General features: G+C 47.2%; 22 protein-coding genes. 6 read left to right on the top strand and 16 right to left on the bottom strand.

Features of this window, described 5'->3' with window-relative positions; all coding sequences use genetic code 11:
* Nucleotides 1-73: 73 nt before the first annotated feature.
* The 7 genes from AC5LIL_RS06720 to AC5LIL_RS06690 all read right to left on the bottom strand — a co-directional run bounded on the left by AC5LIL_RS06720 (nucleotide 74) and on the right by AC5LIL_RS06690 (nucleotide 10,425).
* Nucleotides 74-490, bottom strand: coding sequence for an acyl-CoA thioesterase (locus AC5LIL_RS06720; protein ID WP_074033186.1), 417 nt, complete (start codon nucleotides 488-490; stop codon nucleotides 74-76).
* A 31-nt stretch (nucleotides 491-521) separates the two neighbouring features.
* Nucleotides 522-2,780, bottom strand: coding sequence for an AAA family ATPase (locus AC5LIL_RS06715; RefSeq protein WP_339962694.1), 2,259 nt, complete (start codon nucleotides 2,778-2,780; stop codon nucleotides 522-524).
* A 56-nt stretch (nucleotides 2,781-2,836) separates the two neighbouring features.
* Nucleotides 2,837-3,514, bottom strand: coding sequence for a hypothetical protein (locus tag AC5LIL_RS06710; protein WP_499825256.1), 678 nt, complete (start codon nucleotides 3,512-3,514; stop codon nucleotides 2,837-2,839).
* A 102-nt stretch (nucleotides 3,515-3,616) separates the two neighbouring features.
* Complete coding sequence (locus AC5LIL_RS06705; protein ID WP_499825255.1) at nucleotides 3,617-5,182, bottom strand: BCCT family transporter; 1,566 nt, start codon at nucleotides 5,180-5,182, stop codon at nucleotides 3,617-3,619.
* A gap of 124 nt (nucleotides 5,183-5,306) precedes the next feature.
* Entirely contained in the window at nucleotides 5,307-5,801 is a 495-nt protein-coding gene (locus AC5LIL_RS06700; protein ID WP_499825254.1) for a DUF3939 domain-containing protein, read from the bottom strand.
* Nucleotides 5,802-5,916: 115 nt separating this feature from the next.
* Nucleotides 5,917-8,631, bottom strand: a complete 2,715-nt coding sequence (acnA, locus tag AC5LIL_RS06695) for an aconitate hydratase AcnA (RefSeq protein ID WP_074033191.1) — start codon at nucleotides 8,629-8,631, stop codon at nucleotides 5,917-5,919.
* 195 nt (nucleotides 8,632-8,826) lie between these two features.
* Nucleotides 8,827-10,425, bottom strand: a complete 1,599-nt coding sequence (locus AC5LIL_RS06690) for a peptide chain release factor 3 (protein ID WP_214782603.1) — start codon at nucleotides 10,423-10,425, stop codon at nucleotides 8,827-8,829.
* 178 nt (nucleotides 10,426-10,603) lie between these two features.
* Here AC5LIL_RS06690 and AC5LIL_RS06685 point away from each other — a divergent pair, with 178 nt between their 5' ends.
* The 3 genes from AC5LIL_RS06685 (at nucleotide 10,604) to AC5LIL_RS06675 (ending at nucleotide 13,177) form a co-directional block, all read left to right on the top strand.
* Nucleotides 10,604-11,035: a DUF2621 domain-containing protein gene (locus AC5LIL_RS06685; RefSeq protein WP_074033193.1), complete on the top strand. Its 432-nt coding sequence runs from the start codon at nucleotides 10,604-10,606 to the stop codon at nucleotides 11,033-11,035.
* 256 nt (nucleotides 11,036-11,291) lie between these two features.
* A complete protein-coding gene (locus AC5LIL_RS06680; RefSeq protein WP_499825253.1) occupies nucleotides 11,292-11,621 on the top strand; it encodes a DUF485 domain-containing protein in 330 nt (109 codons plus the stop codon).
* Nucleotides 11,618-13,177: a solute symporter family protein gene (locus AC5LIL_RS06675; protein ID WP_271304696.1), complete on the top strand. Its 1,560-nt coding sequence runs from the start codon at nucleotides 11,618-11,620 to the stop codon at nucleotides 13,175-13,177. Before AC5LIL_RS06680 ends, AC5LIL_RS06675 begins: the two co-directional genes overlap by 4 nt.
* A gap of 34 nt (nucleotides 13,178-13,211) precedes the next feature.
* On the opposite strand, the gene AC5LIL_RS06670 is transcribed toward AC5LIL_RS06675, so the two are convergent.
* Nucleotides 13,212-13,664, bottom strand: coding sequence for a CcdC family protein (locus AC5LIL_RS06670; RefSeq protein ID WP_074033875.1), 453 nt, complete (start codon nucleotides 13,662-13,664; stop codon nucleotides 13,212-13,214).
* 19 nt (nucleotides 13,665-13,683) lie between these two features.
* Entirely contained in the window at nucleotides 13,684-14,382 is a 699-nt protein-coding gene (locus AC5LIL_RS06665; RefSeq protein WP_012726450.1) for a cytochrome c biogenesis CcdA family protein, read from the bottom strand.
* Between the two features lie 188 nt (nucleotides 14,383-14,570).
* Here AC5LIL_RS06665 and AC5LIL_RS06660 point away from each other — a divergent pair, with 188 nt between their 5' ends.
* A complete protein-coding gene (locus AC5LIL_RS06660; protein WP_074033196.1) occupies nucleotides 14,571-14,753 on the top strand; it encodes an aspartyl-phosphate phosphatase Spo0E family protein in 183 nt (60 codons plus the stop codon).
* Between the two features lie 78 nt (nucleotides 14,754-14,831).
* Here AC5LIL_RS06660 and AC5LIL_RS06655 read toward each other — a convergent pair whose 3' ends face one another.
* The 7 genes from AC5LIL_RS06655 to AC5LIL_RS06625 form a co-directional block, all read right to left on the bottom strand.
* Complete coding sequence (locus AC5LIL_RS06655; RefSeq protein WP_499825252.1) at nucleotides 14,832-16,595, bottom strand: ABC transporter ATP-binding protein; 1,764 nt, start codon at nucleotides 16,593-16,595, stop codon at nucleotides 14,832-14,834.
* The gene (locus AC5LIL_RS06650; RefSeq protein ID WP_499825354.1) at nucleotides 16,585-18,339 is read right to left on the bottom strand and encodes an ABC transporter transmembrane domain-containing protein; all 1,755 of its coding nucleotides are present in this window, start codon (nucleotides 18,337-18,339) and stop codon (nucleotides 16,585-16,587) included. Before AC5LIL_RS06650 ends, AC5LIL_RS06655 begins: the two co-directional genes overlap by 11 nt.
* Nucleotides 18,340-18,463: 124 nt before the next feature.
* Nucleotides 18,464-18,697, bottom strand: a complete 234-nt coding sequence (locus AC5LIL_RS06645; protein ID WP_012726454.1) for a YneF family protein — start codon at nucleotides 18,695-18,697, stop codon at nucleotides 18,464-18,466.
* Between the two features lie 125 nt (nucleotides 18,698-18,822).
* Nucleotides 18,823-20,814: a transketolase gene (tkt, locus tag AC5LIL_RS06640; RefSeq protein ID WP_499825251.1), complete on the bottom strand. Its 1,992-nt coding sequence runs from the start codon at nucleotides 20,812-20,814 to the stop codon at nucleotides 18,823-18,825.
* Between the two features lie 199 nt (nucleotides 20,815-21,013).
* Nucleotides 21,014-21,247, bottom strand: a complete 234-nt coding sequence (locus AC5LIL_RS06635) for a DUF896 domain-containing protein (RefSeq protein WP_078147028.1) — start codon at nucleotides 21,245-21,247, stop codon at nucleotides 21,014-21,016.
* Nucleotides 21,248-21,307: 60 nt separating this feature from the next.
* Nucleotides 21,308-21,952, bottom strand: coding sequence for a YneB family resolvase-like protein (locus AC5LIL_RS06630; protein WP_499825353.1), 645 nt, complete (start codon nucleotides 21,950-21,952; stop codon nucleotides 21,308-21,310).
* A gap of 71 nt (nucleotides 21,953-22,023) precedes the next feature.
* The gene (locus tag AC5LIL_RS06625; protein WP_339962702.1) at nucleotides 22,024-22,263 is read right to left on the bottom strand and encodes a hypothetical protein; all 240 of its coding nucleotides are present in this window, start codon (nucleotides 22,261-22,263) and stop codon (nucleotides 22,024-22,026) included.
* Nucleotides 22,264-22,466: 203 nt separating this feature from the next.
* Between AC5LIL_RS06625 and lexA the strand changes: the two genes are divergently transcribed.
* Nucleotides 22,467-23,087, top strand: coding sequence for a transcriptional repressor LexA (gene lexA, locus AC5LIL_RS06620; RefSeq protein ID WP_074033201.1), 621 nt, complete (start codon nucleotides 22,467-22,469; stop codon nucleotides 23,085-23,087).
* Nucleotides 23,087-23,527: a metal-binding protein gene (locus AC5LIL_RS06615; protein WP_339962703.1), complete on the top strand. Its 441-nt coding sequence runs from the start codon at nucleotides 23,087-23,089 to the stop codon at nucleotides 23,525-23,527. Before lexA ends, AC5LIL_RS06615 begins: the two co-directional genes overlap by 1 nt.
* Nucleotides 23,528-23,651: the final 124 nt, after the last annotated feature.

Genomic DNA, 23,651 nt, shown 5'->3' with positions numbered 1-23,651 from the left:
TTTCCCCTTTCTAGATAACAAAAAGTACCGTCAAGATATGATACCATACTGACGGTACGAAGACAGAAGATTCTTAGACAGGATTCATGACGTTCATGTACATGTCATGCCATTTCGGGAACTCTCGATCGAGACGAATCGGTTTGAAATCTCCTCGTTTGACGACAACATGAGTCGTCTTGGCTGTTCCCACGAGTTCACCATCTTGGTTCGTCAACTCATAGCCATAAATCGTTCTGATTTTTGAGTATTGGTCGACCCATACGCGCACATGAACCGTATCGCCAAACGTTACGCTTCGCTTGTAATCCATCGATACGTTCGTCACCGGCGAAACGAAACCCGCTTCTTCCATGTCTTTGTATTCGACACCGAGCTGACGTAACAGTTCGGTGCGAGCAATCTCTAGGTATACTAAATAGTTGGCATGATAGACGATTCCCATCATGTCCGTTTCTTGATATCTAACTGGGATTTGAATCGTATGCATTGAATCATCCTTCTTTCCTGCTACTAGTGTATTATAGTTTACTCTTAATATCTACTATTAATAATTGTTGGAGTGAGGTCTCATTCTCTTTCTCCGACATGAGTCGATACGATTGACGAGCGATTGACTCATCGATGACAGACAAAGCAGTCCGTGCATTCGCGTGTTTGATTTCACTCAATCGAAGCGATAAAGCTTCAATCGCTTGTTCGTCCAGCTCGTATCCAAATTGGTTTGCATAGTTCACAGCAATCTCGACTAGTTGTTCTTGCGAATAATCTTCAAAATGAATCGTGCGTTTCATGCGACTGCTTAGTCCAGGATTCGATTCAATCAACCGTCTCATCGGACCTTCATATCCCGCAAGGACGACAACAAGGTTTTCGCCATGTTTCGGCATTTCATCGACAAGTGTATCGATTGCCTCTCGACCGTAGTCATTCGCTCCTCCATTCAGGCTGTATGCCTCGTCAATGAGTAAAACGCCACCGAGTGCATCACGAATCGCCGCTTTCGTTTTTTGTGCGGTCTGTCCTACATAGCCACTGACCAAATCCGCTCGACTGACAACGTTGACATGTCCACGCTTCAAATAGCCTGTACGCTTCAACATTTGAGCATACAGATATGCAAAAGTGGTCTTACCCGTTCCACTATTCCCCGTGAGTGTCATATGAAGTTGGATGGGTGCCGTCTTCAGACCGAGCGCTTTTCGTCTCTTTTGGATGTTCACGAGTGCTTCAATCTCTGCCAATTGTACTTTGGCATCTTCCATACCGACAAGGTCGTCCAGCGATGTTGGACTCGCATCTTCTTCGGGTTGATCAAAGTCTTCTTCGGTCAAAAGTGCCATCTCGTCTAGAGGGGCATCTGCACCGAAACGAGATCCTTTTTTAAACATCGCATCGAGTAAGATGTTATGAACCGTTCGCGCATTCCCGAACGTCGAATCGACTCGTTCACGGTCAATCCGTGTCAGAAGTGACCGCTTTGCTTCCTCCGTCAATACGTAATTGTTCTCCTGCGCCACTTTTTCACCGATTGCGACTAATTCCTCATCCCGATAGTTTGGTAACTCGTAGTGATTCGATTCTGGGAATCGTGAGCGTAAACCAGGGTTCGCAAGTAGGAAATGACGCATCTCTTCAGGATAACCGGCAAGGATGACAACAAACTTACCGGCATATTCGCCGCTCGTCATCGCAGCGACGAGCGTGTCGATTGCAGCCTGCCCATAGTCACTGCCACTCGCATCTTGACGTTTTAATGCATATGCCTCGTCAATGAACAAGACGCCGCCTTCTGCTTCTTTCACTTTGTTCATCACTTGCTCTTCCGTTTGTCCAACGTACGCCCCGACTAGGCTTGAGCGATCTGCCTCAACGAGATCAGGACGACTGAGCAAACCGAGTTCAAAATAAATCTCTGCCATAAGTCGAGCCAGCGTCGTTTTCCCGGTTCCAGGATTACCCGTGAATACGAGATGAAGGGAGGGTTGATGCTTTGATGAAAACCCTGCTTTTTCTCGTTCTTTTTGGAAGAGTAGGAAGCGATACCATGCTTTTACACGGTCCTTAATGTCGTCTAGCCCAATCATCTCCTCAAGTGATTCGATGGCGCTCGAGCGTGTCTCTGTTTTACGTTCCGGCAACAACTGACAGATTGTATCGAGTCGCTCTTTGACGAGCACAACGCGTTCACCGAAGCGACGAAACGCTTCTCGACTGAAGTAGTTCCCTTGCATCGATGCGAGTAAAGATGCCGTATCATCCTCTAACGATGCGACTTCCTGCATCGCCTCGATGATGGCCTCGAAAATTTTCTCGAGTTGCCCCCGCCACTCTGAGTCCCGCAAATCAGACTTGGCCGCCTCAACTTCATCATGTAGTTTGTCGAGTTGATCGAGGAGCGCAGATGTCTTTGACTCGTATTCCGTCAAAATTTGTACCTTCATCGAGGCGTAATCCGCTTCACGTAATGTCGGCCAATCGATTTGGAGCGCTTGTTTTGAACGACGCAACTGCTCGTTCAATTGAAACAGACGTAATTCCGGAGGTAACGCATTCATCGACTCTAATTCTTTCACCCAGCGGTTCAATAACGGGTCCATCGACTCCTTCTGCTCGAGTCGATGTGTAGCGAGCAATGTCAATGAACGAATCAGTTCTTCTTCATGCCCAGTCGCACGTGACCAGTGCGCATAAGATAAGAGCGCCGCCTCATTAATCTTTTCTCCAGCTTCCCAGCTCGTCAAATCCGTTTGAACTTGTTCAACTTGAATTTGTTTCATTCTGTTCTCCCTTTCAGACGACAAGGGAGCCGACATGTTGTCTGCTCCCCATCGGATTATCTTGATTCAAAAGACGTCATCCGAATCGAATGGAACAACTTTCCGTTATTCCGCGATTCTGCCGCAAGCAAAATCCGTTCGTTCGCGTCGACATAATATGTGACTGTCTCTTTGTTTTCTTCTTCACTGAAAATAGACGGATAATTTTGAACCCATTCTTCAGGAACCGTTTCAGCCGCTTCAGACTTTACATAAGCTTGTGCGGTTCGACCGACTAAATCTGTCTCGCCCTCACTCGATCCGAGCGTGCCATCGTCTAGCCATTTGCGAATCTGTTCATTCGTGGCGCGGGATAGGAATGGATGCGGTGCAACCGCTCCGGAATTGGTCTCTTGACGCAGAACCTCTTCTCCGTCCGGATTAAACTCCAAATACGTTTCTCCGTCCCACTCTGCTTTTGCACCCACGTTTGGCCCCATAACGACTTCTGAGACAAAATGTCCGTTTTCATCATACGTGACAAGGTACTCTCGTTCTTCGAGTGTTTCCCCTTCTTTCGGAAGTTTACGCTCTTGATACCCAATCACGACATTTGAGTAGAACGGTTCAACCTGTTCTTCCTCTTCACCATTCAGATTCATGAGTACGTAAAAATTATAAGCGAGTAATGCCCCGACAATGAGGATGCCGGCCAAAATGACCCAGCTCAACCGTTTTTTTATCTGTTGTTTCATAGCCTATCCTCCTCGTTTCTTCACTTACTATCCTACACTAGCTAAGAGGACAAGCAAAATATTTTTAACCGAAAAAAGGGTCTCATACGAGACCCCTCTAAATTATCCTAATTTATCTTCATCTTTCTTCTGTGCTTCGAGCCATTTATCTCGCTCGTCCGGTTCATCGGCCAAGTCTTTGAACAAAGCGATGATCATAAAGACGAGAACGAAGATGAATGGGAAGGCTGCGAGAATCGCAACAGCTTGCAGGGCATCCAACCCACCAGCGTAAAGAAGCACGGCAGCGATAGATGATTGGATCACACCCCATGTCATTTTAATACCCATCGGCGGGACAAGCTTCCCGTTTGAAGTAAGCATACCGAGTACATATGTCGCTGAGTCAGCAGACGTGATAAAGAATGTCGAGATTAGGAAGATTGCGACAATACTGAGTACTGACCCAAAACCACCAAACGTCTCGAATAACGCGAACAGTCCGACTTCTGTACCGATTTCGTTCACTTGTCCAATCAAGTCGTATCCACCGAACAAGTCAGCCCAGATAGCTGAGCCACCGAAGACGGAGAACCATAAGAGTCCGAACGATGTTGGGACGAGTAAGATCCCGATAATAAATTCACGAATCGTACGGCCTTTCGATACGCGTGCGATGAACGTTCCGACGAATGGTGACCACGAGATCCACCATGCCCAATAGAAAATCGTCCAGCCATTGATCCACTCACGTTCAACCGGCTCGAATGCGGCCGTACGGAAACTCATACCAGGAAGTTGTTGCAAGTACGTCCCCACTGTTTGAGTGAACAAGTCGAAGATGAACGCAGTCGGTCCAGCGAACATTGTCGCGACAAGTAAGACGATTGCCAAGAAAATGTTTGTGTTACTTAAAATGCGAATCCCTTTCTCAAGACCCGTTGAAGCACTGATCATGTAAAGCACCGTTACGACGGCGATGATGATCAACTGTGTCACGAAGGCGTTCGGTACCCCAGGGATGAGATAATGAAGGCCACCGGCAATCTGTTGAGCACCAAAACCGAGTGAAGTCGCTACCCCGAATGCCGTCGCAATGACTGCAAGAATATCGACCGTTTGTTTCACAGGTTGTTCGTAGCGGTTATGGACGAGCGAACCGATTGTCTCCCCAATCGTCGCAGGACGCCCTTTTCTAAACGTTGAATATGCGATTGCGAGTGCAATCATCGCATAAATTGCCCAAGGGTGGAAGCCCCAGTGGAAGAAGGCATAACGCATCGCAGTACGTGCGTCCCCTTCAGGTGTCAAAGAAGAGAACGGTGGTGAATGGAAATGAAGCAGCGGCTCTGCTGCTCCCCAGAAGATGAGTCCAATCCCCATTCCGGCACTGAATAACATCGCGAACCATGACAAGTAACTGAATTCAGGTCGGTCCGTATCTTTCCCGAGACGAATTGATCCATAGCGAGAAAAGATTAAAAAGATAGCGACGAGTAAGAATCCGGTCGCACTTAACAGGTAGAACCAGCCCATCCCGTTTGAGAGCCAGCCTTGTAACGTGCTCGTCACGTTCAATAGACTAGCATTTCCTAAAATGCTTTCGGGAAATAATCCCCAGATTGTGAATAAGCCAGTTATGATTGCAGATATGACGAACACAGGCGTCACACGGCTTTTCCGTTCCATAAAATCACTCCTATTTAATTTTCTATTTTCATATACGTTTTCCACCCTAACATATTTTTTAAACAAGTCTCAACCCCAACTGTCCATAAATGTGTCATTTACTGAAAAATAGATAGGTGTCTTGTCAAGAAGTTGTTTCTTTCGGTTCAAGTGAAACAATCAACGTCTCATCCACCACATAGTAAGGTCTTTTTGGTAGCGTCTTTAAGTAACCTCCCTCTCGAAGACGTGTCAAATCGAGCTGTAATGCATTCTCAAGTTTTCGAAGTGGCAATTTTTTCTCTTGGTCCATATACAAGTCTAGGGCACGCTGTACTTGGTCCATCTCATAGATGACATCACGCTCTTCTTCCGGAACGATATGAAACGTCTCTTTCGACATATAGAAACGCTGTTTCGGGATTCCGGACAAATGATGCTTCAATCGTTTGGTGTCAATCTCTTGTGTGTCATCTAGTAGTACGGTACGATTTACTCCTTTTGGCAACGTCTGTTCATACTCGTGAATCGCATGACGCAATTCAGGTAACGTGATGTCGATTTCTCGATCAGGTTCGACCTCTTTTTGCTGTGTCAGTCGCTTCCACCAACTCTTACCTTTCTTCGCTTCTTGCTCCATAAGCACACCCCTCCCTGTCTTCCTGTTCCCGATTCTTTTAAAACTTTCACCCTAAAATTGCATATTCATGAAAAAAACCTTCCTTTTTTCAAAGGAAGGTTTCGGAAGCGATGACTTATTTGAGTTTGTTACGAAGAACCATTTGTAAGATTCCACCGTGACGGTAGTAATCAATTTCAACTTCAGAGTCGAAACGTGCGATGACTTTGAATTCTGTCACCGTTCCGTTTTCATGTGTCGCTTTTGCGTTCAAGATATCGCGTGGACGTACAGACTCATCGACTTGGATATCGATTGCTTCCTCACCAGTCAATCCGAGTGACTCTGCTGATTCACCCTCTAAGAATTGAAGTGGAAGTACACCCATCATAACAAGATTTGAACGGTGAATCCGCTCGAAACTTTGTGCGATGACCGCACGAATGCCAAGGAGGTTTGTCCCTTTCGCAGCCCAGTCACGAGACGACCCCATTCCGTAGTCGTTGCCAGCAAGGACGACAAGTCCAGTACCTTGTTCTTTATACTTCATCGCAGCATCGTACATCGGCATGATCTCACCTGTTGGCCAGTAAGTCGTGAATCCACCTTCTGTACCTGGTGCGACTTGGTTGCGGATGCGAATGTTGGCGAACGTACCACGCATCATGACTTCATGGTTACCACGGCGTGAACCGTAAGAGTTGAAGTCAATTGGCTCTACCCCTTTAGAAAGGAGGTATTGACCAGCTGGTGTCGTCTTCGAGAATGATCCCGCTGGCGAGATGTGGTCAGTCGTGACCGAATCCGCGAACTTCCCGATGACGCGTAAGCCATTCAATGCATGAACTTCGCCCGCTTCTGGTTCGAGTTGTTCGAAGAATGGTGGGTTTTGGATGTATGTCGACTCATCTGAGAAGTCATACAAGTTACCTTCTGGAACGTCTAGCGCGTTCCAACGCTCGTTACCAGTGAAGACCGTTTCGTATTCTTTACGGAACGCTTCTGGTGACACGACGTCTTGTACGACCATCTTGATTTCATCGTTTGATGGCCAGATGTCTTTGAAGTACACTTCATTTCCATCTTTATCCGTACCGAACGAATCGTTCATGATGTCGAAGTTGACTGATCCTGCAAGTGCGTAAGCGACGACGAGTGGTGGTGACGCCAAGAAGTTCGCTTTCACGAGCGGGTGAACACGTCCTTCAAAGTTACGGTTCCCAGAAAGGACAGAAGATACGAGCAAGTCGTTCTCCGTGATTGTTTCTTCGACTTCACGGTCAAGTGGACCCGAGTTTCCGATACATGTCGTACAACCGTAACCGACTGTGTTGAAGCCGAGTTCATCCAAGTAAGAAGTCAAGCCAGCTTTGTCAAGATAGTCCGTTACGACTTTCGAACCTGGTGCGAGTGATGTCTTCACGTATTTCGGAACAGTCAAGCCGCGTTCTACCGCTTTCTTCGCAACGAGTCCGGCACCGACCATAACGTAAGGGTTCGACGTGTTCGTACAGCTTGTGATGGCAGCAATCGCGACATCTCCTGTGCTCATGTCGACGGCACCGTCTTCATAGTTGACAGTCGCCTTCTTCTCGAGTTCAGAACGGTCAAGTCCAAAGCCGCTATTCCCTGCTGGAGCGCTCAAGCTATCGATGAACGATGTTTGAACGTCTGAGAGATTGATTCGGTCTTGTGGACGTTTTGGACCTGCTAGTGAAGGTTCAACTTTTGACAAGTCGAGCGTCAATACTTTCGTGAACGTTGGATCAGCTTGGTCTGGCGTGTAGAAGAGATCGTTCGCTTTTGAGTATTCTTCAACGAGTGAGATCAATTCTTCAGAGCGACCAGTGGTACGCATGTAGTTCAATGTTTCCGTATCGACTGGGAAGAATCCACATGTCGCGCCATATTCTGGAGCCATGTTTGCGATTGTTGCACGGTCAGAAAGTGGCATCGTGTGAAGCGACGGTCCGAAGAATTCAACGAATTTCCCGACTACCTTTTCATGACGGAGCATCTCTGTCACGACGAGTGCTACGTCTGTCGCTGTTACACCAGGGTTCACTTCACCGATGATTTTTACACCGACGACTTCTGGCACTGGGAAGTACGATGGTTGACCGAGCATACTTGCTTCCGCTTCGATTCCTCCAACGCCCCATCCAAGAACACCGAGTCCGTTGATCATCGTTGTGTGCGAATCCGTTCCGACGAGTGAATCTGGATAAGCCACAGTACCTGATGCATCGTTTTTCTCGAGGACGACAGATGCCAAGTACTCTAAGTTTACTTGGTGAACAATCCCCGTTGCAGGTGGTACGGCACGATAGTTGTCAAACGCCGTCTGAGCCCAACGTAAGAACTTATAACGCTCTTCGTTACGTTCGAATTCAATGTCCATGTTTTTCATCAATGCGCCAGCGAAACCGTACGCATCTACTTGAACAGAGTGGTCAACGACGAGGTCGACAGGGATTTCTGGGTTGATTTTGTTCGGGTCTCCACCGAGGTCCGCCATCGCTTTACGAAGTGAAGCAAGGTCTACGACCGTCGGTACACCCGTGAAGTCTTGAAGTACAACGCGTGCCGGCTTGAACGGTACGTCAATGTCTTTCGAGACGTCGGCAGTACCCCATTTTGCCAAGTTCTCGACATGTTCTTTTGTAATCGCGCGACCGTCTTGTTGACGGAGTACCGATTCGAGAAGTACGCGAATCGAATAAGGTAAACGGCTGATGTTCGTTAACCCTTCTTCTTCTAACTTTTTCAATCGATAAAAATCATACGATTGCCCGTTCGCCTCGAACGATGTCCGAGATGCGAACGCGTCTAAAACATTCGTCTGTTCCATTGCAATTTCCCCCTTTTTGAAAGCGCCGACCACACGACAATGCGTAATCGCTTACTTTTCACATATTTATCATAATACAAGTATAGCGTGACGTAAAATACATTCCGTCACAAATTAGTCATAAGTAAAACTTATCAATTCGTTCAAAAGGGGATAAACGACAAAAAAACACCTCAAAACTGAGGTGTTTACAAATTATTCTTCTGTTCCAATCTCTTCGTTGACATCTAAAGCCTCGACGAGAGTCAAATCGTCCGCATGACGTTCAGCGAACCGCTCATACGTAAACTCGTTCGCAAACAGGAAGACCGGACGTTCCCAGCGGTCAGTGACGAGCATGTTCCGTGAGTCTTGGAAAGGTTTTAATGCTTTCAATTCTTTATCTTTTACCCAACGTGCAACGCTGTATGATACAGGTTCCATCCGGATGTCTACGCCATACTCATTGTTCAAACGATATTCAAACACTTCGAACTGGAGTTGGCCGACCGCACCGAGATAAATCTCATTGTATTCATTGCGATAAACTTGGATTGCCCCTTCTTGCGCGAGTTGCTCTACACCTTTGTGGAAGTGTTTCGACTTGAGCGAGTTGACTGGTGATACTCGCATAAACAACTCAGGTGGGAAAGTCGGCAATGCTTCAAAGGCGATCTTTTGCTTCGATGTCGTGATTGTATCCCCGATTTGATACGTACCTGAATCATAGATCCCGATGACATCTCCTGCGAACGCTTGGTCAACCGTCTCACGATCGTTGGCCATGAGCTGCGTAGACTGGCTCAATTTGATTTTCTTGCCTGTTCGTGTGAGTGTGACGTCCATTCCACGCTCGAACACACCTGAACAGATTCGAACGAATGCGATGCGGTCACGGTGCGCCGGGTTCATGTTCGCTTGAATCTTAAAGACGAACCCACTGAAATCTTCTGATGTCGGATTGATTGGACCGACGTTCGATTTACGCGCCTCTGGAGCTGGAGACATCTCCAAATAATGATTCAAGAACGCAGTCACACCGAAGTCAACGAGCGCCGTTCCGAAGAATACTGGCGTCAATTTACCGCTTTGGATCGCGTCTACATCAATCTCATTCCCTGCTCCGTCGAGTAGGTCGATTTCATCGCGAAGATTCGTCAAGTTCTCTTCAGAAAGATGGTCACCGAGCACCGGGTCGTTTACTCCGTCCTCACTTAGTTGAAGGGTCGACTTGTCTCCGCGGAATAAATGAACTTCATTTTTCATCCGGTCATAAACACCTTCGAACTGCATCCCGCTGCCGATCGGCCATGTGATAGCAACTGAAGGCATGCCGAGCACTTCCTCAAGTTCTTCCATCAATTCAAGCGGGTCTTTGGCCTGACGGTCCAATTTGTTCATGAACGTAAAGATTGGAATACCGCGCATACGACAAACTTGGAATAGTTTCTTCGTCTGCGTCTCGATCCCTTTCGCGGCATCGATGACCATGACCGCACTGTCGACAGATGTCAATACGCGATACGTATCCTCACCGAAATCGTTGTGCCCAGGTGTATCCATGATCGACACGACTTTGTCTTGATAGATGAATTGCATGACAGACGATGTAACCGAGATTCCACGTTGTTTCTCAATTTCCATCCAGTCTGATTTGGCGTGTTTTGAATTTTTACGCGCTTTGACGGTACCCGCTTCACGAATTGCACCACCGTGCAAAAGTAACTTCTCTGTTAATGTCGTCTTACCCGCATCCGGGTGAGAGATAATGCCGAATATTCGGCGTCTCTCGACTTCTTGTTTCAATTGGCTCATATACGATAGACCTTTCCTTTCTCGACTCACTTCATGCTTATTCTCGTAGCAACGCTATCTATTCTAACGAAATCGATTGAGTTCGTCTATCCTAACGAGACGTACGCCTTTTGCAAATGGATTCTTTTTTGTATACTAACGATGACAGTAAGTGAATGTATAGAACGGGGGAAAGACGATGCCAGAAAACTTGATGATGTATTTCATTGTATTCTGGGGATTCGTCATGATTGGACTCATGACGATTGGCGGGTACTTCATGTTTCGTAAGTTTTTAAAACGAATGCCGAAAGAAGACGGGCGTTCCCTTTTAGACATTGAGGATGATTATATAGAGAGAACACGTCACTTATGGACGCCGGAAACGCGGACTCTGTTAGATCGACTCGTTTCACCGGTTCCAGAACTATTTCGAGACGTCGCCATCCGAAAAATCGCAGGCAAAATCGGTCAGTTTGCCCTCGAATCTCGTGCTAAGAAGATGACGACCGAACTCGTTGTAAAAGGATATATCGCTGCAACGCCGAAGCGAGACCACAAATTCCTTAAAAAAGCGCTAGCCGAAGAACAAATCGACTGGACACCTTACGAACACTATTTTCAGCAGTAGACTCTTTCCATCCAGGTTAGAGTTTTTTTATTTTGTCGAATTGTGCATTTTGCCTATTGGGTCGAAAGTACCTTTTCTTCCAATTTTAATTATATAGACATAATGTTCAATATTTAGACAATATTGAAAACGCTTACAATAAATTGGTATGACCAATATTACAATAGTATTAGTGAATTCGACATGAAAAAAAGGCATGACTCCTCTCATTTTCACACCGCATAATGGATTTATCTTACAGCTTAGGAGGAATTTTATGCATGACGTGACGCAAGTTACTCAAACGACCAGTAGTCATTCCGCTCAGTCGATTACAGAACACGAGACGTTCCATCAATTGATGCGTGAAAAAAATCGTTTTATCGTTCCCGCTATCATCTTCTCACTTATTTTCTATTTCACGCTCCCTGTTTTGACAAGTTACACAACGATCTTGAATACAAAAATTGTTGGTGACATCACTTGGGCTTGGGCGTTCGCCTTCTCCCAGTTTATGATGACGTGGACACTGTGCGTGCTCTATAGTCGCCGTGCCCGGCGCTTTGATGCACTCGTGAGCCAATTGAAAGAAGAGGTGAAATCATGAACTGGACAGCAATCGCCCTCTTTACCGCCATCGTCGGTCTCACCCTTGTCATTACATATTTCGCCGCAAGAAAAACGAAAACCGCCAGTGATTTCTACACGGCTGATGGTGGGTTGACTGGTTTCCAAAACGGTCTCGCGATTGCAGGGGACTATATGTCTGCGGCTTCCTTCTTAGGGATTGCAGGCATGATCGCACTCGCTGGATTTGATGGCTTTTTCTATTCCATCGGCTTCCTCGTTGCCTATCTCGTTGTCCTCTATCTCGTCGCGGAACCGCTCCGTAATCTTGGGAAGTATACGATGGCTGACATGATTGCCGCCCGTTTCAATAAACCACGCGTGCGCGGTGTCGCGGCGATGAATGCCATCGTCATCTCTATTTTTTACATGATTGCCCAGCTCGTCGGGGCCGGTGCACTGATTGAGCTATTGCTCGGCATCCCGTATACGACAAGTGTCGTTGTCGTCGGGATATTGATGACCGTCTACGTCGTATTCGGAGGCATGACGGCGACTTCATGGGTACAGATCACAAAAGCCGTCCTATTGATGATTGGGACAGCCATCATCTCATTTCTCGTCTTTGCACGATTCGACTTCTCAATCATGACGATGTTCAATGAAGTGAGCAAAGCCACACCGCTCGGTAGTGACTTCTTGAACCCAGGCAACAAGTTCAAGCTCCCGCTCGATACGATTTCGTTAAATATGGCACTCGTACTCGGTACTGCGGGTCTTCCACACATCTTGATTCGATTCTTTACCGTCAAAGATGCACCGACGGCAAGACAGTCGGTCGTATATGCGACGTGGATCATTGGAGCGTTCTACATTTTGACAATCTTCTTAGGTTTCGGGGCAGCAGCTTTTGTCGGACGAGACGCCATTCTCGCCGCGAACCCTGCAGGTAACATGGCGGCTCCTCTCCTTGCACAAGTACTCGGTGGCGACCTCTTGTTCGCCTTCGTGGCAGCCATCGCATTCGCGACCATTTTAGCGGTCGTCGCCGGGCTCGTCTTGTCAGCCGCTTCTGCTTTCGCTCACGACTTCTATGGTCACATTATCCGGAAAGGGGAAGCGACAGAGAAGGAACAAGTAAAAGCCGCCCGGATTGCTTCTGTGGCAGTCGCCCTCGTCTCAATGGGACTTGCGTTCTTCGCTCAATCGATGAACGTGGCGTTTCTCGTGTCACTCGCCTTTGCTGTTGCAGCAAGTGCGAACTTACCAGTCATTCTCTTCACGATTTTCTGGAGACGTTTTAACACAGGGGGTGCAATCTGGGGGATGGTCGTCGGTTTGTTCTCTTCTTTAATCCTGGTCGCACTCAGTCCAAACCTATGGGCACCGGACGGCTCAGCCATTTTCATTGGAGAAGCGCTCTTCCCACTCTCGAACCCAGGCATCGTCTCGATTCCACTCGGCTTCCTTGCAGCCATCATCGGTACGCTCGTCACGAAATCCGACGAAGCCGCCGGAAACTACGAACGGATTCTCGTCAAAGCAAACACGGGAATCGATTCGGAGACTGAAGTGGCTGTCACAAAAGAATCGTAATCAAAAATGGAGCGGCCATGAGCCACTCCATTTTTTACGTGATTGCAATTCGTTTATACTTTTGATACATCGCGATTCGCCATGGGACGATCATCCCCCAGGCAATCAAGTAGAACAATCCACCTGTCGAGAAGATATCGACTTCATGACCGACCCAAACTTTCATTGCCGTACGAATCGCAAGTAGCGCGAACACGACGATAAAAAATGCTTTTGAGCGTGACAAGTATACTTCTCCGTCCCGTTTTTCGAAGTTTGACGTTTTGATGAGGAACAGACTAAAGATTAGCCCGACCGCTAACGCCTCAAGTACTTCGACCCACGATAAACGAAATGCGGGAATCAAGAACTGAATCATCCCGGTCGTCATCGCAAGTGGTGGAATCAAGATTTTTTTTGCATTCGTCGGTTTCGCTGATGCTTTCACACGCACGAAACTCGCCACGATACCCATCAATAACGCAACGAGAGTCGACCCCCATAACATTGACATCTCGGTCAACCCCTTAAAATCCGGTGAATCCGACAAGTTCGCTCATCCAAGCAGCGAAGCGGTTCATTCCGTCAAAATATAATAATACGCCGAATGCCATCATTAGATAACCTCCGACTTTTGCAACTTTTGCACTGTTTCGTGCTAAGTACTTGATCTTACCTACAAACGCGACCATCACCAAGAACGGAATCGCGAAACCGATGACATACGCCAACATGTAACCAAGACCTTGGCTCGGGTTGGTTGCCGCAAGTGCAATCACACCTGCTAAAATCGGACCCGTACACGGCGTCCATCCCGCAGCAAAACCAATTCCGATTAATACGGTTCCGAAATAGCCGCTCTTTCGTTCGCCAATGTCCATTTTCTTTTCGCGCATCATAAATTGCGGTTGCCATAGACCGGCCAAAAAGACGCCGAACACGAAAATTAAAATGGCGCCGAACATCCGCAAACTATCTTTGTACTGGATGAAGACGTCTGCAATTAACGAGGTCGATAATCCAAGCACAAGAAAGACAATCGAAAAGCCGAACAAGAACGAAAACGTGTGGAACCAAGCTGTACGCTGTTTCAATCCTTCATTTTTTAATTCAGATACGGAAACCCCTGTAATATACGAGAGAAACACTGGATATAACGGGAGCGTACATGGTGACAAAAACGATAAGACGCCCGCCCCAAACGCGAGCCATAATGTGACTTCCATGACGATTTCCACCTTTCACGACCATTATAGCGAAAACCTATTTAAATTGCTCGAATCTTTTCTTTCAGAGCGAAACATCATTTTGTAATTTTTGAAATGGAAATGAAACTTGTCATCTGTAAACGTAGGTGCTAAGATTTGGATATTCTAGTTCGCAAAATTCTAATTTACATGATGGGGGAACGAACGTGGCAGTCACCGCAGCAGATACACTACACCAGGCCATTGAACAGAAACGTGATGAACTGTATAAAATCGCGTCAAAGCACACTTGGACCTCACCAGAAGTCATTCTGGTCAGTCAAGAACTTGACTCTCTCATTACTCGTCATGTCCTATCAAAGCATAAAAAAGATCAACATTCGAATTGACCTTGATGGCTCGTCACTCTCCGTGGCGAGCTTTTTTTTCCATGGAAAAAGGACACCCTTATAGGTATCCCTTCCAATTCAAGACATCAGACGTTGTCCAGACTGTAATTCATACATTTTTTTGTACAGACCGTTTTGCTTCAATAACTGTTGATGATTCCCTCGCTCCACGATTTCTCCTCGATGAAGGACTAAAATCAAGTCAGCATCTTGAATGGTTGAAAGCCGGTGAGCGATGGCAATCGTTGTACGACCTCGGCGCATACGGTCGAGCGCCGTCTGTACGCGTTCTTCTGTCTCCGTATCAATCGAACTCGTCGCCTCGTCGAGAATAAGTACTTTCGGATTACGGGCGACCGTTCGCGCAAATGCGAGCAATTGTCGCTCACCGCTTGAAAATGTCGCGCCACGCTCCCCGACAATATGTCCGTATCCGGCATCTAACTTCTCGATGAACGTGTGCGCCTGGACAAACTCAGCGGCTTCACGGGCACGTTCTGAATCGATATTTGGATTGAATAGCTTTAAATTATCTTCAATCGTCCCAGTGAATAGAAACGGATCTTGTAGCACCAGTCCGACTTGTTGACGAAGCTCTTGCTCTTCAAATTGTTCGAGAGGCTGCCCGTCAATGGTGATGCGACCCGAACCATATGGATAGAAACGGGTCAATAAGTTGATAATTGAACTCTTTCCGCTACCTGTATGACCCACGAGCGCGACCGTCTCACCAGGTTTTGCAACGAATGAGATTTGCTTCAACACATCGACTTCCCCGTCGTAGCTGAACGTCACGTTCTCAAACCGCACTTCACCTTCTGTAATCTGCGCCTCGCCCTGCATTTGCTTTCCTGGTGCCGGCTCATCTGTATCTAAAATCTTAAAGACACGGTCTGCCGACACGACAGCTTGTTGGAACTCACTCAATCGCTGCATAATATCGAGTACCGGTCGGAAGATCCGTTCGATATAGCTGATGAATGCGTAGACGACCCCGACTTGTACCTGCTCACTCATCGAGAGCACCCCGTAATATCCGAGGAGACCAATGATTGAGAAAGCAAGAAGGAGCTCGATGATTGGGCGTAGCAACATACTGTCTAGCTTTAAGTTCCGATATCGTGCCTCTTGGTGCGCCTCATTCGTCTCTTCGAACTGACGGATGAGCCGCTCTTCTTGACGAAACTGTTGGATGATCCCCATGCCGTTGATCGACTCGTTCAGTTGGGCGTTGAGTTGTGACAAGAGGTCCCTCACTTGTGCAAAATATTTTGTTGAGAAACGACGATATGCCCAAATGATGAGCCAGAAGAGCGGCAACAAGACGAGCCCCATCGTCGCTAGTGGCGGTTCTAATATGTATAGGAAAATATACGTCCCAATCAATTGAACAGCCGACTGGACGAACGTACTCATCACACCGACGTACAGTTCTTTGACCGCCTCGGTATCATTCGTAATCCTTGATACGAGGACGCCCGCTGGTGTTCGGTCAAAATAGGCGAGCCGCATCCCCATGACGTGACGGAAAATATCCATTCGTATGTTCTGAACAATCTTCAACGCAATCTTTTGAAACGAAATCGACTGCAGATAATCAAACACGATTGCGGATACATGAAAAACCATATAGACCGCGAAGAGTGCGATGACCCAGTTCGTCGGGTAGACACCTGGCGTGACGAACTCATCGATGAACACTTTGATTAAAAACGGACCGGCCAATTTGGCACCTGTCGCAATCAATAGGAAGACGAAAGCGATACTGAGCGACTTTCCGTAACGTGTTGCATAGCTGAGCAGCCGTTTAATGACCTGCCATTCTTGAACATCATGCTTCATCGTGTCCACCCCCTTCTACAATCGCCTCAAGTTGTTGACGATCATACGTTTCACGATACCAACCCGTCTCTTGAAGCAATGCATCATGGCGACCTCGTTGGACGATTTGGCCGTCTTCAATCACGAGAATCTCGTCTGCATGTTCAACAGCAGAGAGTCGATGCGCTACAATCACCCGTGCCTGTTCAGGGTTTCCGACACGGAAGTGTTCGATGATCGACTCTTCCGTCTTCGCATCGACTGCAGATAGCGCGTCATCCAAAATCAAGACGTCCGCTTCAGTCATGAGCGCTCGCGCGATGGAAATCCGTTGTTTCTGTCCACCTGACAACGTCACACCGCGTTCCCCGACAAGCGTCGCGTACCCTTCTGGTAGCCGGACGATATCCTCATGCACCTCCGCGACTTTAGCCGCCTCGATGATTTCTTCCATACTCGCATCGGGTCTTCCGAAAGCGATATTGTTCGCAATCGAATCGGAGAACAAGAAATGATCTTGTGGCACGACGGCAATTTTGTCCATCAATAATGATTTTTTCACTTGGCGAATATTGATGCCTCCGATTTTAATCTTTCCGTCTTTCACATCATATTCACGGGTCAACAGACGGACAATCGTCGTCTTACCCGCACCTGTCCTGCCGACAATGCCAATCGTCTTTCCGCGCTCAATCCGAAAATGGACATCACGGAGTACAACGGTCTCGTCATAAGCGAAGTGTCGCACATCGACTTCCACTTCTGAATGTGCAAGTGTTGTCGCGGCCATTCGGTCATCTTGAATCTCCGGTTTGACGGCGAGCATTCGCTCGATTCGGTCATACGATGCCCGTCCACGCTCGACAATGTTGAATAACCAACCGAACGCCAGCATCGGCCACGTCAACAGTGCCAAATAGGCAGTAAAGCTAACGATTTGTCCAATCGTCAATTCACCTTGTTCAATCAAGACGGCGCCATACCCGACCGAGAGGATGTAGGACAAGCCAACAATCCCAAAGATGGTCGGATCATATAACGCATCAATTTTGGCGACTCGTACGTTTTTTGCCATAACCTCACTCGATAAGTTCTCAAACGAGTCCACGTCTCGGTCGACTTCCCCGGTCGACTTTAAGACACGAACTCCACTGACACTCTCTTGCACTTTGTCATTCAATTCTGAAAATGCTGCTTGGGCGACGCCAAAGCGGCTATGTAACATCTTCCCATACCTTGTCGTCAGAGCGACCATGATCGGCAGAGGGAGTAAAGCAACGAGTGTGAGCTTCCAACTGATTGTCGTGATCATCGTAATGATGACGAACGTCCCAAGCGTCACGCTATCGACGAGTGTCAATATTCCCGCACCTGCCGTCATCGATACGGCCTGCACATCATTCGTCGCGTGGGCCATCAGGTCGCCGACACGTGACTTTTTGTAAAATCGTTGATCGAGATCGGTAAAGTGCCGATACAGTTGGCTACGTAACATTCTCCCTAGTCGAATCGAAGCGCCGAAGATGAAATAGCGCCAAAAGAAGCGGGCAACATAATTCCCAATCCCGACTGCTGCGAGACCCCCGAGTAACATCCAAAGCGTATTCGACGAGAGTGAACCTCGGTTGATTTCGTCGACGATTCGGCCAATGATACGCGGTGGAATCAATTCTAGCCCTGCCACGAATATGAGTAAGACGATGCCGAGTGCATACGTCTTCCACTCGAGACGCAAAAACCAAGACAATTGTTTAAATACACGAATATGAAACGCCCCCTTTGTCTTTATATGAAGATTATTCATTAATCGTAGCGAAAGTTTGTTCGATTGTCTAACAAAAAGAGGAAACAAAAAAGCACTTCGGAGACCGAAGTGCTTTCATGACTGATTATGATTTCTTTTCGTTTTTCATCTGCACGTTCATGGCGCGCATCACTTGGTTGACTTTCTTCTGTGATGGCTTTTGACCCATTTGCATCATCAACGTACGAATCATATCTTCATTGATTGGCGGGTTCTGTTCAAGGTAGTTCATCATGTATTTACGCGCGATGAAGAATCCGATCGCGATACCCCCGATGAGTGCTGCCACGACAAGAAGAATCCAGAATAATGTACTCAAGGCTTTACCTCCTCTACCATATGAAACATCGTTTTTTACTATACACTAAATTGAACAACTTCGCTAGTCGTCCAGAAAAAAAGTGACGGCCAAACGAATGGCCGTCACAACAATCTAACTTGAGATTAAAGTGATTTTACTGCATTGACGACGTTGTCGACTGACATGCCGTATTCTTTCATGAGGAGGTCCCCAGGTGCAGATGCTCCGAACTTGTCGATTCCGAGTACTTTTCCACCGAATCCTACATATTTATACCATCCAAGTGTCGCACCCGCTTCAAGTGATACACGTTTCGTGATTGAAGATGGAAGGACAGACTCTTTATATTCAGCAGATTGTGCTTCAAAGAGTTCCCATGATGGCATCGATACGACTGCCGCATTCACGCCTTCAGCCGCAAGTTGCTCACGCGCTTCAACGAGGACGTGTACTTCAGAACCCGTACCGAGCAAGAGGACGTCTGCATCTTTCGATTCACCTGCAACGACGTATGCTCCTTTTGCTGCCGTTTCAACCGATGTACCTTCGAGCTCTGGCAACGCTTGACGTGTCAAGACGAGGAGTGAAGGTGTCGTTTTCGATGTTACCGCTTGTTTCCAAGCAGCGATTGTTTCTTTCCCATCTGCCGGGCGAAGAACAGAGAGATTCGGCATCACGCGGAAACTCATCAAATGTTCAACTGGCTCGTGTGTTGGGCCATCTTCACCAACTGCAATGGAGTCGTGCGTCAAGATGAACGTTGACGGAAGTCCCATGAGTGCAGCAAGACGAACTGCCGGGCGAAGGTAATCCGAGAAGACGAAGAATGTCGCACCGTAAGGAAGGACGCCACCGTGAAGTGCCATTCCGTTTACAGCTGCCGCCATTGCGAACTCACGTACACCAAACCAGATGTTACGTCCAGCTGGATCTTCATCGAAGTCCACTGCACCTTTAATCATCGAGTTGTTTGACCCAGCAAGGTCAGCAGATCCACCGAATAGTGTCGGGACTGCTTTCGCGATTGCGTTTAAGACTTCACCGCTCGTTTGACGTGTTGCTTTTTTCGAACCGATTTCGAATGTTGGCAACTCGCTGTCCCAACCTTCAGGAAGTTCGTTGTTCATCGCACGCTCGAACTGTGCACCGAGTTCTGGGTGTGCCGCTTTGTACGCTTCTACGAGTTCGTTCCAGTCTGACTCATATTTCGCGCCAGGCTCGACAACTTTCTCGTTGAATAAGTCATATACTTCGTTTGGTACGTAGAATGACTCGCCTTCCCATTTATAGAACTGTTTCGTCAATTCGATTTCAGCATCTCCAAGTGGAGCACCGTGTGACGCAGATTTACCAGATTTGTTTGGTGAACCGAATCCGATGACCGTTTTCACTTCGATCAATGTCGGTTTTGACGTTTCCGCTTTCGCTGCATCGATTGCTTTTGCGATTGAATCGATGTCTGTTCCGTCTTCGACACGAATGACTTGCCATCCGTACGCGTTGAAACGGTCTTCTACGCTTTCAGAGAACGACTTGTGAAGATCGCCATCGAGTGAGATATCGTTTGAATCGTAAAGAACGACGAGTTTACCGAGCTTCAAGTGACCAGCGAGTGATGCCGCTTCTGCCGATACACCTTCCATCAAGTCTCCGTCTCCGCAAATTCCAAACGTGTAGTGGTCAACGACGTTGAACTCGTCGCGGTTGTAAGTCGCTTCTAAATGCTTCTCTGCCATGGCCATCCCGACAGCCATTGCAATCCCTTGTCCAAGTGGTCCCGTCGTCGCATCGACACCAGCCGTATGACGGTATTCTGGGTGACCAGGAGTCTTCGAGTCCATTTGACGGAATGATTTAAGGTCGTCCATCGACAAATCATATCCAGACAAGTGAAGGAGCGAGTACAAGAGCATCGATCCATGACCTGCCGAAAGAACGAAACGGTCACGGTTGAACCAGTTTGGATTTTTCGGGTTGTGACGCATTTTGTCTGTCCAAAGTGTGAACGCCATAGGTGCAGCACCCATCGGCATCCCTGGGTGACCAGAGTTCGCTTTTTGGACCGCATCAATTGAAAGCGTCCGGATCGAGTTAATCGCTAATAATTCTTTAGTAGTTGTTTCCACTAATTTCATCCTCTCTGTGTTAAGAAGGTTTTCTACCCGTCATATTTTATCACACTCATTCGTGTGTCACAACTAATTAATTAGTATAACACATTAAGTGAAATCGTTTCCTTCAATTGCCTTAAAAAAACTGTAATCCGTTCGTCTGATGTCCGTTCGTGTATAACAAAAATGCACATCCTATACGAAATAGGATGTGCATTCAGCATCACTCGCCACGATAGCGTTTTTGATCTTCTTTCAACTTCTCCGGGGTGACGTCGTTCCCATCTGGATCGACGACCTTCATCCCCATCATTTGTGACTTGAACGATTGACGGAACGCCTTCAAATATTCTTGACGCAAGTCTTGTTGTTCGTTCATTTCATCTTGAGACAGTCCTTCTGTCTTCGCTTTGTTGGCGAGGAAATTGATTCGCTCCAATTGTCCTGGTGCTAACATCTGACTCGCCCCCTCTCTAGTGAATTTGTTCTTATACTTTACAAAATCAGAGAGGAAGAATCAAGTTTCAGCTACTGACTGGTGCTCGAGATACCGTCGATTGACGGTCGCTTTCGACACTTCATAACCGAATCCACGGAGGGTTGCCGCAATCTCAGCAAACGTCAACCCGCGCTCGCGCAGTTGGATAATCTCCTCGATCGGCACTTCGATTCGATGTCGCCCACCTTGATCGTTATTTTGAATATTGCGCTGTGGGTTAAATCCGTTGGCGACGGCACGGCGCATCCCGCGAGAAATTTTAGCGTTGTGAATTTTACGTTGATACTCTTCCACAACACTGACAATCTCTAATACCATTTTTTCGGCATCGGAAACGACATAGTCCGACGTCGATTGCATCGTCAGCAACCGAACGTCATGTTTCATCAATGTGTGCAAGATGGCAATCTTGGCATTCCCTCGTCCCAGGCGACTGTCGTCCGTGACAAGTACGGCATCCAAATCAGACATCGACACATGGTCAAGCAAATCAAGAAGCCCCTGTCGATTCACTTCATATCCACTTTCTTGCTCCGTGATGATTTCTATGACTTCTGCCCCTAGTTGCGAAGCCAGATGCTGTAATTCATCGACTTGTCGACTGAGTGATGTCTCTTGGTTGGACTTGTTCGTCGATACCCGACAATAGATGACGACTCGCATCGCATCACTCCCTTTCATCGCATTCATTCCTTACGATACACAGTTCGAGAACGGTTCGCAATGATCAACAATCACTCAGCGGCATACCATTTTGTTTTTCGTTCATTATGCTCTTCTCGCTCTGCCATAATTTGTGCTTCGAGTGATTCCGCTTGGACATAAGCGACTTCTTCTTCAATCGTACGTTCCTCCGTAGTGACGATTGGTTCGACTACTGCCGGTTTCCCTCGCATCTCCCCTGCCAAATAAAAAGCGAACATCCCGACCAAGAGCATCCCGACTAAAATGATTCCGTTAAGTGTGTCTTTCATGATTGCATTGCCTCCTGTATAAGAATATATGTTCGTTAGAACGTTTGTTCGTTTATCTGTTCTCATCATAAAACAAGAACCCGTGTTCGGTCAACATAAAAAAACGAACGAATGTTTGTACGCTCATGTGTTCTTGTGTTACACTAGACACATAAAGAATAGGATGCGTTTGCAGGTTATTCGATTACATCGAGGTGAACATAATGAAAAAAATGTCAGCGCGACAACAACAGATTCTTGATTTCATCAAAGACGAAGTTCGGGCAAAGGGATATCCGCCTTCTGTTCGTGAAATTGGAGAAGCCGTCGGCCTTGCTTCTAGTTCGACCGTACACGGTCACTTAGATCGTTTGGAAAAACGCGGGTTGATCCGTCGAGACAAGACGAAACCTCGCGCGATTGAAATTTTGACTGAAGATATGCCGGCAATGGAAGAGCAAGAGTCCGTCATGTACGTACCGGTCATCGGTAAAGTTACTGCCGGGACACCGATTACCGCCATCGAGAACGTGGAAGAGCACTTCCCGCTCCCAGCACATATCGTCGGTTCAGATAATGTATACATGTTGTCTGTTTCTGGGGATTCGATGATCAACGCAGGCATCTTAGACGGAGACCGTGTGCTCGTCCGCCAGCAGAGCACGGCCGACAATGGAGAGATTGTCGTTGCCATGACCGATGAGGGCGAGGCGACTGTGAAACGGATTTATAAAGAAGCTTCAAAAGTCCGTCTTCAACCGGAAAACGATGAGTTGGAAGCGATGTATTTTGACAACGTCTCGATTTTAGGGAAGGTCATCGGTGTATACCGGACGATTCATTAATGGCTAGTGGCAAGACCCATACCCGAACGAATCTCGTGGCAACCGGCGCACTTGCGGTTGCCACGCCTTTTATTGACATCGATATTCCGTTCGCATTGATCATCGGTGCGATTATCGGTACACTCTGGCTCTCCCCAGACCTTGATTTAAAATCAGATGCCTATTACCGATGGGGTCCACTTAAATTCATATGGCTCCCATACGTAAAGCTCATGCCGCACCGTTCGCTCTTTTCGCATTTACCTGTTTTGAGTGATCTGATTCGGATTGCGTACATCGGCTTTCCACTCATTCTGCTTTTGCCTTTCACAGCATACGAAGCAGAAATCCGGTCGTGGGTGGACGTACACGGCATGTCGTTCTTCTTAGGTCTCGTATTTGCAACGACACTGCACACGACGCTCGACTATACATCGACATTTTTTAAAAAAGCATTTTGATCAACCAAAAGGACCACCTACCGTTTTTTTGCGGAGGTGATCCTTTTTTACTTGAATGCCATAGTAAACGAAAGAGCACGGAATGATCTTCAGCTGAAGGTCATTCCGTGCTCTTTTTGCATAT

This window comes from Exiguobacterium sp. RM11, from assembly GCF_059821525.1.
This window is presented reverse-complemented; position numbering and strand designations above follow the sequence as displayed.